12 protein-coding genes and 1 tRNA gene are annotated in these 15,285 nt (G+C 30.6%); 3 read left to right on the top strand and 10 right to left on the bottom strand.

Going from position 1 to position 15,285, the window contains the following annotated elements; genetic code table 11:
• Positions 1–203: 203 nt before the first annotated feature.
• The 5 genes from BCB68_RS04450 to BCB68_RS04430 all read right to left on the bottom strand — a co-directional run bounded on the left by BCB68_RS04450 (position 204) and on the right by BCB68_RS04430 (position 8,148).
• Entirely contained in the window at positions 204–1,406 is a 1,203-nt protein-coding gene (locus BCB68_RS04450; protein ID WP_094079690.1) for a phosphoglycerate kinase, read from the bottom strand.
• 117 nt (positions 1,407–1,523) lie between these two features.
• A complete protein-coding gene (locus BCB68_RS04445; protein ID WP_094079689.1) occupies positions 1,524–2,117 on the bottom strand; it encodes a GNAT family N-acetyltransferase in 594 nt (197 codons plus the stop codon).
• Positions 2,114–5,146 (bottom strand): alpha amylase N-terminal ig-like domain-containing protein, encoded by a 3,033-nt coding sequence (locus tag BCB68_RS04440; protein WP_094079688.1) that lies wholly within the window; start codon positions 5,144–5,146, stop codon positions 2,114–2,116. The genes BCB68_RS04445 and BCB68_RS04440 overlap by 4 nt, the downstream gene beginning before the upstream one ends.
• A gap of 12 nt (positions 5,147–5,158) precedes the next feature.
• Positions 5,159–6,532, bottom strand: coding sequence for an aminopeptidase (locus BCB68_RS04435; RefSeq protein ID WP_094079687.1), 1,374 nt, complete (start codon positions 6,530–6,532; stop codon positions 5,159–5,161).
• A 260-nt stretch (positions 6,533–6,792) separates the two neighbouring features.
• Positions 6,793–8,148, bottom strand: a complete 1,356-nt coding sequence (locus BCB68_RS04430) for a glucose-6-phosphate isomerase (protein WP_094079686.1) — start codon at positions 8,146–8,148, stop codon at positions 6,793–6,795.
• Between the two features lie 188 nt (positions 8,149–8,336).
• Here BCB68_RS04430 and BCB68_RS04425 point away from each other — a divergent pair, with 188 nt between their 5' ends.
• The 3 genes from BCB68_RS04425 to BCB68_RS04415 all read left to right on the top strand — a co-directional run bounded on the left by BCB68_RS04425 (position 8,337) and on the right by BCB68_RS04415 (position 10,787).
• Complete coding sequence (locus BCB68_RS04425; RefSeq protein ID WP_094079685.1) at positions 8,337–9,656, top strand: MATE family efflux transporter; 1,320 nt, start codon at positions 8,337–8,339, stop codon at positions 9,654–9,656.
• Between the two features lie 83 nt (positions 9,657–9,739).
• The gene (locus tag BCB68_RS04420; protein WP_094079684.1) at positions 9,740–10,054 is read left to right on the top strand and encodes a winged helix-turn-helix transcriptional regulator; all 315 of its coding nucleotides are present in this window, start codon (positions 9,740–9,742) and stop codon (positions 10,052–10,054) included.
• Positions 10,055–10,124: 70 nt separating this feature from the next.
• Complete coding sequence (locus BCB68_RS04415; protein WP_094079683.1) at positions 10,125–10,787, top strand: hypothetical protein; 663 nt, start codon at positions 10,125–10,127, stop codon at positions 10,785–10,787.
• Positions 10,788–10,882: 95 nt separating this feature from the next.
• Here the strand turns inward: BCB68_RS04415 and BCB68_RS04410 are convergent, their stop codons facing one another.
• From BCB68_RS04410 to cysK, 5 genes are all read right to left on the bottom strand, one after another.
• Entirely contained in the window at positions 10,883–11,194 is a 312-nt protein-coding gene (locus BCB68_RS04410) for a hypothetical protein (RefSeq protein WP_068155935.1), read from the bottom strand.
• A gap of 49 nt (positions 11,195–11,243) precedes the next feature.
• Complete coding sequence (gene glmS / locus BCB68_RS04405; RefSeq protein WP_094079682.1) at positions 11,244–13,073, bottom strand: glutamine--fructose-6-phosphate transaminase (isomerizing); 1,830 nt, start codon at positions 13,071–13,073, stop codon at positions 11,244–11,246.
• Between the two features lie 313 nt (positions 13,074–13,386).
• Positions 13,387–13,461 (bottom strand) — tRNA-Gln (locus BCB68_RS04400).
• Between the two features lie 177 nt (positions 13,462–13,638).
• Complete coding sequence (epsC, locus tag BCB68_RS04395; RefSeq protein ID WP_094079681.1) at positions 13,639–14,178, bottom strand: serine O-acetyltransferase EpsC; 540 nt, start codon at positions 14,176–14,178, stop codon at positions 13,639–13,641.
• Between the two features lie 167 nt (positions 14,179–14,345).
• Positions 14,346–15,266, bottom strand: coding sequence for a cysteine synthase A (gene cysK, locus BCB68_RS04390; protein WP_094079680.1), 921 nt, complete (start codon positions 15,264–15,266; stop codon positions 14,346–14,348).
• Between the last annotated feature and the right edge of the window lie 19 nt (positions 15,267–15,285).

Here is a 15,285-nt window from a genome sequence, read left to right as displayed (position 1 = left end):
CTGCTTCTGTTAGCCAAATATATTTACCAAGCTCTTCGGGCAGTCCCTGCCCTGATGTACGAGATTATACCATATAATAATTATTATTTCAAGTTATGTTCTGCAATTCATCTCCCTCTTGTAGAAGAGGGAGACTTCTTGCTAGATATTGTTAAAATGAAAAAATTATATATAATAACAAACTTTATTTTTTATCTTTCATCTTATTTTTCTGAAATAGCCGCTACACCTGGTAATACTTTTCCTTCTAAGTATTCCAATGAAGCTCCACCACCTGTTGAAATATGAGAGAATTTGTCAGCAAATCCCAACTGAATTGCTGCTGCCGCAGAATCTCCTCCACCAATAATTGTTTTAGCATCTTTCAATTCAGCGATTGCTTTACAAACACCAATTGTTCCTTTAGCAAAATTAGACATTTCAAATACTCCCATAGGTCCATTCCATACTACTGTTTTAGCACTTTCTAAAGCTTTTTTGAATAATTCTACAGATTTTTCACCTATATCTAATCCCATCCATCCATCTTCAATTTCATCCACTGAAACTGTTTTAAATGGTACATCATTGCTAAATTCTTGAGCTACAACAGCATCTACTGGCAACAATAATTCAACACCTTTTGCTTTAGCTTTTTCAATCAATGATTTAGCTAAATCTACTTTATCAGCTTCCAATAATGAAGAACCTGTATTTTTTCCCAAAGCTTTTAAGAAAGTAAACATCATTCCACCACCGATAATTACTTTATCGGCTTTTTCTAACAAGTTATCAATAACTCCAATTTTATCAGAAACTTTTGCTCCACCTAAAATAGCTACTAATGGTCTTTCAGGATTATCAACAGCTCCTCCAATAAATTTAATTTCTTTTTCAATTAAGAATCCAACTGCTGATTCTTTGATATTTGATGCAATTCCTACATTTGAAGCGTGAGCTCTGTGAGCAGTTCCGAATGCATCATTTACGAATAAATCTCCAAGTGATGCCCAGTATTTTCCTAATTCAGGATCATTCTTAGATTCTTTTTTACCATCCAAATCTTCAAATCTAGTGTTTTCAAACATTAAAATTTCTCCAGGTTTCAATTCTGCAACCGCTTTTTCCAATTCAGGCCCTCTTGTTACAGGTACGAATTTAACTGGTTTTCCTAATTTTTCCGCCAATACTTTAGCAACAGGTGCCAATGTTTTTGAAACTTTATCTTCTTCAGTTTTAACTTTTCCCAAGTGAGAAAAAGCAATAACTGCTCCACCATTATCTAAAATATAGTTTAATGTAGGTAATGCAGCTGTAATTCTATTATCGTTACCAACAACTCCGTCTTTTATAGGTACGTTAAAATCAACTCTTACTAATACTTTTTTTCCTTTTACGTCTAAATCTTTTAAAGTTTTCTTAGCCATTAGTGCCTCCTAAATTTATTATATTTATTATTTTATTTTCCACTAAAATTATATCACTCTTTAATCTAATTTTCAAGTTATTTATTGCACAAATTTATTCTCTCTTAAAAACGTTTTTTATTTGTTAAAAAAAATCATTTTTATTTTTTCTTTGTCAATTTGTGATATTTTTTTTAATTTTCGTGGTTTTTTTTCATACTCTAAAATTGCTTTATGAAACCAGGTTACGCCTATCCACTTTCCAAATTTATAGCCTGAATTTTCAAAAATTCCAACTTTTTTAAAGCCAAAACTTTCATGTAATTTATCACTTTTTTCATTTGGATAAGTTACGCAGCCATACACATTTACGACATTTTGCAATTTTAAAATTTCGATTAATATTTTATATAATTTTTTTCCTAATCCATTTCCTGTGTAATCTTTATCTATGTAAACAGAAAGCTCCGCATCCCACTGATATGCAGCTCTCATCCAAACTTTGTGAGCATAGGCATAACCTAGTATTTCATTTTTATATTCACAGACAATGTATGGATATTCAAGCAGAGTATTTTTTATTCTCTCTTTAAATTCCACAAATGTTGGTACGTCGTATTCAAAAGTTATAGTTGTATTTTCTATATAATATTTGTAAATTTCTAAAATTTTACTGGCATCTTCAGCTGTCGCAAATCGGAAATTTACTTTTTTTTCTTCCAATCTTCTCATTTATGCCCTTTTCTTAAAATTTTCCCTTCTTTTGGCTTTAATTTTAATTTTATCTTTCCGTTACTAGTAGAACGAAATGTATTTCCATTTATCAAATTTATAAATCTTTCGTCTAAGTAATCAGTTGAAAATTCAATTTCTTGTTCATAAAAGGAATTATTAATTATGACAATTATTGAATGCCTGTCATTGATTCTTTCATAAACAATGACATCTTTTTCATTGTCTGCCATTATTTCTTTAAATTTTCCATAGACTAAAACTTTATTTTCTTTTCTTATTCTTATTAATTTTTTGTACCATTGAAACAAATCTCTATCAACTTCTTGCGGATAAACTTCATTTTGATTGATATATGATGGATTTTTTTCATCATCATAAATAAATTCTTCCCATAACATAGGTTTTCTGCAATATGGATCAGTTGCTCCCCACATTCCAACTTCATCGCCGTAAAATAACATCGGTGCTCCAATATAAGTCATTTGGAAAATTGAAATTAATTTTAAAATGTCTTTCGGCTTAATTTCGCTATTTCTCCAGTCAATTGTTGTATTTGGATGATAATTTCCTGCAAGACACGGTTTTATGCTGTTATAACCTTTTTCCAACTGCTTTCCTTCTTCCAGATTTCTTCCAATTCCATCGTTCACTATTCTTGAATAAAGTCTATCCGTATCGTGAGAACCATTTAAATTTTGACTGGCTTGAAGTGCCTGATACGGATACCAAGAGCTCTTTTCCCGAAGTTCGTTAAAAAAATCCTGTGCCTTTAACTTATATCGATCTCCACCTTGGCTACTTTGGTTTACAAAAAAACCAATTACAGTTTTTAGCCACTCATAATTCATGACTGTGTCAAACTTATTTCCGTTATTTATATCAGCTGAAGCATTTCCCCATAATTCTGCTGTTATATATGAATCTTTTTTGCTCTCTTTTACAACTTTTCTCCATTCATTCCAAAATCCTTGATTTTCCAAACAATTTGGCACATCTAATCGCCATCCATCAATTCCGTCGTCCTGTCTCCAATCTTCACTTTCAACTCCATCTGGACCATACATCCATTTTCTCGTGATATTAAAAATGTAGTCCTTGTATTCCTGATTAAATGTATTAAATTCTGGAAGTGAATAAAATCCTGCCCAAGCGTTATAACCTACTTTTTTCTTATTCATTATAAGCGTTTCATAAGCTTGTTCATCAGTCATATCATCAGTTACTGGAACATGACCACTAAAATCAGTAAATTTATACCAATCTTTATATTTTGAACTTTCCCCTTGTGCCATTACAATATTAAATGACCAGTGTCTATCGCTACTATGGTTAAAAACTCCGTCAAATATAACTCTTATTCCATTTTTATGCAACTCTTTTATTAAATCAACCATTATCAAATCTGATTCTGTCCAAACCCAAGTCGCCGGATCTTCAGTTTCACCATAGCCGTTTTTACCTCTGTTTTCTCCTTTTAAATTTACTTGTAATAACTTCAGTTCACTATTATTTTTTACATTTGATCTAAGTACATCAACATAAGATTTATTCCCAAATTTATTTTCTTTGTTAATTCTCACACCGTATTCTTTTCCACTCGTCTTAATAGTTCCAAAATCTGGTGAAATATGTCTAAAATCATTTGCTCCATATTTGTGGTTTTGATATGAAAAAAATACTGGATTCAACCATATTGCGGTTACTCCTAATTCCAACAAATACGGTATCTTTTCTTTTATTCCCTGCAAATCACCACCATACATTCTAGCATATTTTAAGCTATAATCTATATTTTGCTCCCCGACTCTCTCCCAGCCAACTTTATCCTTAAAATCAGCTGTCCAACGGTTTCTGTCAAATTTTCCATATAAATTATTAACTTTTCCCCATCTATATTTTTCTATAAAGTTTTGTTCGTGAAGTTCATTTTTTTTGAATACTTCTGGTCCAAATTCATTAAAAACAGGATCATTATAATGGTTTTTATTATAAAATCTATCAGGAAAAATATTATACCAAATAACTTCTTTAGCCCAGTCAGGAATACTAAAAATTTGAATGTCATCTGATTTTGTATCAATTACAATTTTAGGCGGCACTTTATAATCCAGAATTTTCCCGTTAAAATAAGCTTTTACGCCACCATCTTCCAAAATGAAGTAATAACGAATTTTATCAACTTTTTTACCAAAATCTATAATTCTCTCAAAATAATCAAATCCATTTGTCCTGTCACGAAATCTCTCAAGCTCATAAATCATTTCATAGTTGTCTTCTTCATGTAAGACTATGCTTATATAAACTCTTTCAACATCATTCATCTGCGTTCTAAGCTTAAATTCATATTCCCTATCAGAAATTTTATTAAAATACTGTAAACTTTTGTAGTTATGTGCAATCGCTTTTAAATTAACATTTTTGTCAATTGCTTCATACACAAATTTTCCAGTTCCCAAGTCTCCTTTGGCAAATAAATCTCCATTTTCTCCAATTATTAATTTTCTATTCGCACCTTCAGGATACCATTTTCCATCAATTTCATATTTATATTCGTAACTTCCCTCAGGAATTGCTAAAATTACTTCATAATTTGTCTTGTCAAGCTGTCTTATTGGATCGTCTTCCAATCTCCAACCGTCGTAATTTGTTGCAATTTTTATATTCTTAGCTTCACTCAATCCAAATTCAGCTATATTTAAATTCATCTTATAAAACTTCATCTTTTTTAAAATAAATTTCTTTTCTTCTGGTACAAATATAATTAAAATGTCGACACCTTTTTGAAAACCTGTTATTGGTTTAGAAGGGACACTTTTTTTGACAACAGCCTCAAAAGTTTCAGCAAATGGAGCTGTGTGACTATAAGTAACCCCATAGGTTTCGTCGTTTTCATCTTTTATTTCAAAAAAATAACTTCCCTTATCAACATTTTCCCATTTATAAATTAGAAGTTTATCTCCCTTTTCTCTGAAATCGGCTTTTTTATAAAACTTATTATCTTTGTATATATCTATTCTATAGCTCATTTATATTCTCCTTTATATTTCAAAAAACACTTTATACGCTTTATATGTTTCATACAAATCAGCTTTTGAAGAAATCTCAAATAGCGAATGCATAGATATAAGTGCAGGTCCTGCATCTATTGTCCTTATTCCATAATAAGCCAAGAATTTTGCAACAGTTCCTCCACCGCCTTCGTCTACTTTTCCAAACCCTCCAATCTGATATTCTATGGCATTTTTCTCGAAAACTTTCCTAACTTCTTGAATAAATTCCGCGTCAGCATCACTCGATCCGAACTTTCCTCCGCTACCGGTATATTTTGCAAAAGCTATTCCATAAGATAATCTCGCCGCATTATCTAAATCGTGAACTGAAGAAAAAACTGGATTTATAGCCGCCGTCACATCTGATGACAATGCTTTTGAGTTCCACAATGTTTCTCTTAAAATTTGGTCATTATAATTTTTCTCTGTCATTGACAAAATTTTTCCTACAATATATTCTGGTAATGTCGATTTTAATCCCGTTGAGCCCTCACTTCCAATCTCTTCCTTATCAGTCAAATAAACCATAACTGTTTTTTTAGGATTTTTAACTTCATATAACGCTTTTAGCGAAGTATATGCACAAATTCTGTCATCTTGTCCATAACCACCTATCATAGTTTCATCTAGACCTACATCTCTTAATTTACCAGCTGGAACAATTTCTAACTCTGCTGTAAAAAAGTCATCTTCTTCTATTCCATATTTTTCCTTTAATTTGTTTAAAACCCATTGTTTCACTTTTTTATCAATATCTTTGTTCTTTACAGGCGTATTCCCGAAAAGCAGTTTTAATTCCTCACCCTTTATTACTTCTGCCGTTTTTCTTTCTCCTTGTACTTTATGAGCTAAATGTGGCAAAATATCAGGTACACAAAATACAGGTTCCTTTTCTTTTTCTCCAATTGATAAAGTTACTTTTTTACCATCTTTTAGATAAATTACTCCGTGTAATGCAAGTGGAGTTGAAGCCCATTGATATTTCTTTATTCCTCCATAATAATGTGTATTTAATAGTGCAAATTCTTCTACTTCCTTAATCGGATTCGGTTTCAAATCCAGTCTAGGAGAGTCCAAATGCGAAACGACCATATTAATTCCATTTTTTATATCTTCTTTTCCAATAATTATTGCAATAATATTTTTATCTCTATTGTTAAAATAAACTTTATCTCCTTCTTTTAAAGTTTCTTTTGCATTTATATCAATAAAACCATTTTCTTTAAGTTCCTTTTCTGTTACTACAACAAATTCTCTTTCCGTTTTTGCCAAATTCAAATATTTTTTATACCCTTCGGCAAACTCAAATACTTTTGATTTTTTTTCTTCGGAATAGTTTTTCCATAAATTCTCTTTTGTCACCGCTAACTCCTTTTATTCATTTCTCATAAATATATTTTATTATTTATCTTTAAATTACTTTCAATTAAATTTTTCGATAAACAATTTAATAATTAAACCAATTTTAAAATTAATATTACATCTATCCAAATATATTTTACATCTTTTTTATAAAAAATCAAGTTATTTTTAAAATAATTAAAAAAAAGTTATTTTTTAATTTTCTTTTACTAAAAAATAACCCTTTTTTACTACATTTATTTTTTAAAAAAATCTTTTATTTATTCCATTTCTTTTAACTTTGCTTCCAATTCTTTTCCCGCTTCTTCATATCCTGGCTTTCCAAGCAATGCAAACATATTTTTCTTGTAAGCTTCTACTCCTGGTTGATCAAATGGATTTACACCCAATATATATCCACTTACTCCACATGCTTTTTCAAAGAAATAAAAAGCGTATCCTAAATGATAAGGAGTTGATTCAGGAATATTTACCGCTAAATTAGGTACTCCACCATCAACATGAGCCAAAATAACTCCGTCTCTCGCTTTTTTATTTACATAATCCAAAGTTTTCCCTGCCACAAAATTTAATCCATCCAAATTTTCTGCATCTTTTTCAATTTCAAATTCAACCGATGGTTTGTCAATTGAAACAACAGTTTCAATGAATACTCTTTGACCTTCTTGAATATATTGTCCTAAAGAGTGCAAATCAGTTGAAAAATCAGCTGATGATGGATAAAGTCCTTTTCCATCTTTTCCTTCAGATTCTCCAAATAATTGTTTCCACCATTCAGCGAAATAATGTAATCTTGGTTCATAATTGACCATCAATTCCACACTTTTACCTTTTCTAAGTAAAATATTTCTAACAGCTGCATATTGCAGAGCTTGGTTTTCTTCCAATTTTTTGCTAGAAAAATCTTTTACAGCATCAGCCGCTCCTCGCATCAACTCATCAATGTCTATTCCAGCCACAGCGATTGGCAATAGTCCAACTGCTGTTAAAACAGAAAATCTTCCTCCAACATTATCCGGTACAACAAAAGTTTCATATCCTTCACTTGTAGCTAATGTTTTTAATGCTCCTTTTGCTTTATCAGTAGTGGCAAAAATTCTTTCTTTTGCACCTTCTTTTCCGTATTTTTCTTCCAACAATTTTTTGAACACTCTAAAAGCGATTGCTGGTTCAGTTGTTGTTCCAGATTTTGAAATAATATTTACTGAAAAATCTCTGTCTCCAATTGCTTCAATTAGGTGTTTCAAATAAACTCCGCTCATATTTGTTCCAGCGAAATAAATTTCTGGGGTATTTCTTTTTTCTTTTGGTAAATTATTATAAAAACTGTGTGATAAAAATTCAATTGCAGCTTTTGCTCCCAAATAAGAACCACCAATTCCAATTACGACCAACACTTCTGAATTATTTTTAATTTTTTCGGCAGCCTTTTTTATTCTAGCAAATTCTTCTTTGTCATAGTCGCAAGGTAAAGTTGTCCAACCTAAAAAATCGTTCCCCGCTCCTTCCTTGTTTACTAAAACTTCATTTGCCAATTCTACAAATGGTTTTAGTTGAGTAATTTCTTTTTCATCAAAAAAATTTTTTGCAAATTTATAACTAAATTCTAATTTCATCTTTTTTTCTCCTCAAATCTATAAAATATTTTTTTACATTTTAAGTATATCAAAAAAATATATTTTTTTCAAATAAAAATACTACTAAAATTTTTACTTACAAAAAAGTATGTTATTCATATCAAATGAAATAAATGTTAAAATATCAATTAAGAGGCAGATAAAGAAAAAAAGGAGAAAAAATAAAGATGAAAGACTTAACAAAAGGAAACGAATTAAAAACTATAATTTATTTTTCTTTACCAATTTTAATAGGAAATTTATTTCAGCAGATTTATAATATTTCAGACACAATCATTGTGGGAAATTTTTTAGGAAAGGAAAGCCTTGCGGCTGTAGGCTCAAGTTATCAGATTAATGTACTTATAATAGCTGTTTCAATAGGAATTTCATTAGGGACAAGCATTCTAATTTCCCAATATTTTGGTGCAAAAGATATGGACAATTTGAAAATCACGGCAAATACAGGATTTATTTTTTCCATAATTTTATCTCTTATTGTTACAACACTAGGTTTTTTACTGTCAAACAATATTTTAATTTTAATTAATGTTCCGCAAAAATTGTTACTGGAGGCAAATCTCTATTTAAAAATTATTTTTATTGGAGTTGTTCCAACTTTTGGCTACAATTCTCTTACAAACACACTAAAAGGCGTAGGTGATTCAAAAACGCCGACTTACATCTTAATTACTTCCGTAATTTTAAATATTATCTTAGATATATTTTTTGTAGCAGTACTAAACTCTGGAGTTGCTGGAGCTGCAATTGCAACTGTTATTTCACAGTTTGTTTCTTTTTTTCTTTGCTTATTTTACATAAAATTTAAATATCCGAATCTAATTTTTCAAAAACATTATTTCAACTTAAATTTTAATATTTTAAAAGAAATACTGATTATTGGAATGCCAGCAATGTTACAGCAAGTTTTAATCAGCCTAGGATTTATTGTTATTCAAATTCTTGTAAATGGATTTGGAACAGACTGTATTGCAGCTTTTATTTCTGCTTCCAGAATCGACTCCTTTGCAGAATTGCCATCCATAAATTTAGGACAGGCGTTGATGACTTTTACAGCCCAAAACTATGGAGCCAAAAAAATGGATAGAATAATTACAGGTGGAAAAGATAGCCTAATTTTAGGAATCGCATTTTCCATCATAATCTCAATTATTATTTTTATTTTTCCAGCATTCTTTATTTCAATATTTAACCGAAATCCCGAGGTGATTTTTATAGGAAATCAATATTTACGTATAATTTCAGCATTTTACGTAATTTTCTGCACAATGCAAATACTAAATGGGTTGCTACTAGGTTACGGAAAATCCTTAGTTCCACTAATAGCCTCTATCACTTCATTTTGTATGTTTCAAGTGCCTCTAGCCATTTTACTTTCCAAAACGTCGTTAGGCTATAACGGAATTTGGATTGCCGCACCGATAGGCTGGACAGGAGGACTGCTAATTCGAGTGTGGTATTTTATAAAAATTTCTAAAAAAATATAGAAAAATTAAAAGAATTATAGTAAAATGAAGATTATTTGGTATTTTTTAAAATTTCAAATAATTTCATCGAAAGGAAAATTTATATGGAAGAAAAAATTTACACTTGTCCGCTGGAATTAACTCAAAAAATATTATCAAAAAAATGGACAGTCATCATATTATGGCTTTTAAGACACGGAAAAGTCAGAACAAAAGATTTCAAAAATCAAATAAAAGGCAGTAACGAAAAAATGATTATTGAGCATCTAAACTATTTAATCGAAGAAAAACTCATCGAAAAAAGGGAATATGATGTTTATCCAAAAAAGACAGAATACGTTCTCACTGAAAAAGGAAAAGATTTGCTGCCTATTTTGGAACTTATGCAAAGTTATGGGAAGAAATATTATGTTAAATAAAAATTTTACATTTTCTAAAAAAATATGTTAAAATGACATTAGAAAATAAAATTTAAAGGAGTGATTATTTATGAAAAAGCTACTAACTTTTCTCTTACTAACTTTGTCAATCCAGCTATTTTCAGACAATTATAAAGTTATTCAAAAAAAAGGTGTCACTTTATCACAGCAAGAACTGGATAAGAATAATAAAGAAATCGAAATTGCAGCTAAAAGAGACTATAATTTAATTTTACAAGGAGCATCAATTGGAACAAAATCAATGCTTTCCCGAATGATGAACCAAGAATTACAAACATCTAAAACTAATAAACAAATGTTTAAAAATTATCAAAAAAAGATGGAAAAATTTTCTAGCGATACGTTTGATTATGTGTTAAATAACAATAAAATTGAAGTTGAAAAAATAAGATATGTTACAAACGATGTCGCAGAAGTTACATTAAATATAAAAATGCCAGATGTGGCAGGAAGCTACAAAAAAATATTTGAATTAATGACAAACGAAGATTTTATAAGCAAAAAAGAATTGAAGAATCTGTCAGAAGATGAAATTTTTGATAAAATAACAACAAAAATGTTTGAAACTGTGAAAAAAACTTTGGAACAAACACAAGAATATTCATCTTCAAAAGCTACAATTTATTTGGAAAAAGACAATGGAAAATGGGGAGTTGCTGAACTTGAAGAAAAATTAGAAAATTACAGACAAATGTATAAAATTTCAAAATAATTATATAAATTAAGTTCATAAAAGGGCTATCTTATAAAAAGATAACCCTTAATTTTTTATTACTCTTGTTCTTCTATGTAAATCTTATAAAATTACTATTTTTTAAATACACCAGTAACTTTATTTGCTAAGCCCTTAGCTCCTTCTACTGTCTTGTCTACTGCTTCCTCAGTACCTTTTTTCACATCTTGAACAATTTTATTATTTGAAGCTTTTTCTGCTAAATCTTTTGCGCCTTCCACAGTTTTTTCAAAAACTTCTTCTGTTCCTTTTTTAATATTCTGAGCAACTTCGCTTCCTGCAACTTCCTTTGCTTTTTCAGCAGCCTTATCAGCTAAATTTTTTGCTCCATCTTCAGTTTTCTTTAAAGCGTCTTCCGCTCCTTTTTTCAAATCATCAAATTTCATAATTTTTTCCTCCATTTTCATTATTATTTATAATTATTAGATAATTATCTTATTCTACAGTTACTGATTTTGCCAAGTTTCTTGGTTTGTCCACATCATTTCCTTTTAATTTTGATAAATAGTATGCTAATAGCTGATGGATAACGATTGTTGGAAATCCTGCATAATCATCTTCTACATCTGGAATATAGAACACTTCATCCGCCACTTCTTCCACAACTGTGTTTCCTTCTTTTGCAATTGCGATAACGTAGGCTCCTCTTGACGTAACTTCCTTAATATTTGATACTGATTTTTCAAACAACCCAGACTGTGTAACGTTTACAACAACTGGTACTCCGTCTGTAATAAGTGCAATTGTACCATGTTTCAATTCCCCTGAAGCAAATGCCTCCGAATGAATATACGAAATTTCCTTGGATTTTAATGCACCTTCCACAGCGATTACATAGTCAAGCCCACGTCCAAGATAGAACATGCTTTCGCTATCTTTAATCTTGTCTGCGGCATTTTTTATTTTTTCGTCATACTCCAGCATTTTCTGAATACTTTGCTCCACATCATACAATTTTTTAATATCTTCAACTGCTTCATCTTTTGTAATTTTTCCAAATTTGTATGCAAAATCAATTGCCATCAAGTTTAAAATTACCATTTGAGTCGTGTATGCCTTTGTAGAAGCAACAGCGATTTCAGGTCCTGCCCAAGTATAAACTACGTGATCCGCTTCCCTTGCTATCGAAGAACCAACTACATTTGTAATTGCAACAACTCTCGCTCCATGTTTTTTCGCTTCTTTCATAGCCTCAAGTGTATCCAAAGTTTCTCCAGACTGGCTTAATACAATAACCAGCGTCTTCTCATCAATCACAGGATTTCTATATCTAAATTCTGACGCAATTTCAACATCCACACGGATTCTTGTTTTTTTCTCAATAATATGCTTTCCAGCAAGCCCAGCGTGATAAGCAGTTCCGCAAGCCACGATATAAATATCATTGATTCCGCTCAAATATTCCTTTGTAAGCCCCGCATCATCAAAATTAATGTTATAATTTTCATCAACTCTGCTGTTTAAAGTTTTTACAAGCACTTCTGGCTGCTCATGAATTTCTTTTTCCATAAAATATTCATAGCCACCTTTGGAAGCTGCTTCCAAATCCCACCCAACATGTGTTATATCTCTTTTTATCTCATTTCCATCTACATCCATTATTTTGACAGAATCTTTTTTTATTTCTACAATTTCATTATTTTCAATTAAATATACATCTCTTGTATATTTCAAAATTGCTGGAATGTCAGAAGCGATAAAGTTTTCTCCTTTTCCAAGTCCCACAATCAATGGACTTTCTTTTCTTGCAGCAATAATTCTGTCAGGTTCTGAAATTGACATCATTCCTAGCGCATACGCACCTTTAATAATTTTTAGCAATTTTTTTACAGCTTCTAATAAATCACCTTCATAAAGGCTATCTAGCAAATGTACTACAACTTCCGTATCAGTTTCAGAAACAAACTCATATCCTTTGGCAATTAAATCTTTTTTTAGTTCCAAATAATTTTCAATGATTCCATTGTGAACTACAACCAAAGTTTTATCCTTGTTGAAATGTGGATGAGAATTTATGTCAGATGGTTTCCCGTGAGTTGCCCATCTCGTATGCCCTATTCCAATATTTCCTTCCAAAGGATTTTCCTTTAGAGCATTTTCCAAATTTTTTAGTCTTCCAACTTTTTTTACAATGTTAAATTCTGACTTTCCAGTATTTACAGCAATTCCAGCTGAATCATATCCTCTATATTCCAATTTCTCCAATCCATCAATTACAAAATCCTGAGCATTTTGTGAACCAATGTAACCTACTATTCCACACATAGCATTCTCCTTTACAAATATAAAATTCAAAAAGAATAATCACTATAATATTTTTGTTTTATAATTTCTTATAATTTTTGTATATTATTTAGGTTGTGATAACCTAAAGAGCATCCGCTGAAATTTCGATAACTCTTTTTCCTCGTCTCCTTTTAAAAAAGGACTAGCGCTATTTTAATTTTTATTCTTTTTGTCTAACAATTATATCAAATTTATTTTTATTTTTCAATATTTTAATTCTTTTTATGAAATATTAAAAAAAAACTGCCTTTTCAGACAGTTCGTATAAATAACTATTTTAAATTTTTAAAAATGGCTGGGCTGAATGGATTCGAACCATTGCATGCTAGAGTCAAAGTCTAGTGCCTTACCGCTTGGCGACAGCCCAACAAATTATAATTTTTTTTTTACGACTTCACAAGTATACCAAAAAAAAATAATTTTGTCAACACTTTTTTTATTTTTATCCAAAAAATTTTTTATGGGTAATTTTAAAATAAAAAAATAGAGAGAATATCGAACTTCAATCTCAATATTCCCTATTTTTAAAACTTACTTTTACAAACTAAATATGCCACATAAAAAAGTCCTCTTCGGCTTTTTGAATAATTCTGGCAGGAATTCCAACAGCTACGGCGTTGTCGGGAATATCTTTTAAAACGACAGAATTTGCACCTATTTTTACATTGTTTCCAACTGTTATATTTCCCAAAATTTTTGCTCCCGCACCGACTGTCACATTATTTTTTAATGTAGGATGTCTTTTTCCTTTTTCAGTCGTCACTCCACCTAAAGTCACACCGTGATAAATTACACAATCATTACCAATTTCAGCAGTTTCTCCAACTACAATTCCCATTCCGTGGTCAAAGAAAATTCGTTTTCCTAAAGTTGCTCCTGGGTGAATTTCTATTCCAGTAAAAAATCTTGAAATTTGAGAAAAAAGTCTAGCCAAGAAAAAAAGTTTTTTCTTTTGAAAAAAATGCGCTATTTTGTGATTTATTACTGCATGTAGCGACGGATATAATAAAATTTCCAATTTATGTCTGGCCGCTGGATCTTTTTGAGCGATATTGTCAAATTCTTCTTTTAATTGCTTAAAAATGGCAAACTCCTCCTTCTTTTAGTTTTTTTAGCTTTCTATATATTTAATTTTATAAAATTTATAAAAAAATTTCAAGTAAATAATTTTATTACTACTTGAACTATTCTCATATTTTATATATTTTTTAAAATCAAGGAAGCAAAAATATGCTCCCTCTTTTCTTTTTTTTATTGTAAACTATTTCTAAATGCATCCACTGATAAATATTTTTCCCCACCGTCTGGAAGTATGGCTAGTACTTTTTTACCTTTTCCTAATTTTTTAGCAACTTTGTACGCTGCAGCTATTGCACTTCCCGAAGAAATCCCAACGAATAATCCGTTTTCCTTGGCAGCTCTTGTTGAAAATTCCACAGCTTCTTCATTTGTTGTTTTTATAATTTCATCGACTACGCTGCTGTCATAGTTGGCAGGAACAAATCCAGCTCCAAGTCCTTGCTGCAGATGTTTTCCAGGTTGTTCTCCTGATAACACAGCTGATGAAGCAGGTTCTACAGCATATATTTTTGTTCCTGGTCTTTCTTCTCTCAATCTTTTTCCAACCCCAACAAGAGTTCCAGCTGTTCCAACTCCTGAAATATAAGCATCCAGTACAGGAAAATCATCTAAAATTTCTTTTGCTGTTGTTTCATAATGTTTTGCAGGGTTTGCAGGGTTTTTAAATTGTTGTGGCAAGAAATATCCATTTTCTTTTGCAAGTTCTTCAGCTTTTGCAATTGCACCCTTCATTCCTTTAGCACCTTCAGTTAAGATTAATTCAGCTCCGTAAGCAGATAAAATACTTCTTCTTTCAATACTCATTGAATCTGGCATAATAATTATAACTTTGTAACCTTTTGCTTTCCCTATCATTGCTAATGCAATTCCTGTATTTCCTGATGTTGGTTCTACAATTGTTCCACCTGGTTTTAATTCTCCAGATTTTTCCGCAGCTTCAATCATTCCAAGAGCTGCTCTATCTTTTACACTTCCTCCGATATTATATTTTTCCAATTTTACATAAATATCAGCAACATCATCACCTTTTAAAAAATTTAATTTTACAACTGGTGTATTTCCGATTAAATCAATAATATTTTCGTATATCATACGTTTTCCTCCATAATTT

It is taken from the genome of Leptotrichia sp. oral taxon 498 (genome assembly GCF_002240055.1).
In the GTDB taxonomy this organism is placed as follows: domain Bacteria; phylum Fusobacteriota; class Fusobacteriia; order Fusobacteriales; family Leptotrichiaceae; genus Leptotrichia; species Leptotrichia rugosa.
This window is presented reverse-complemented; position numbering and strand designations above follow the sequence as displayed.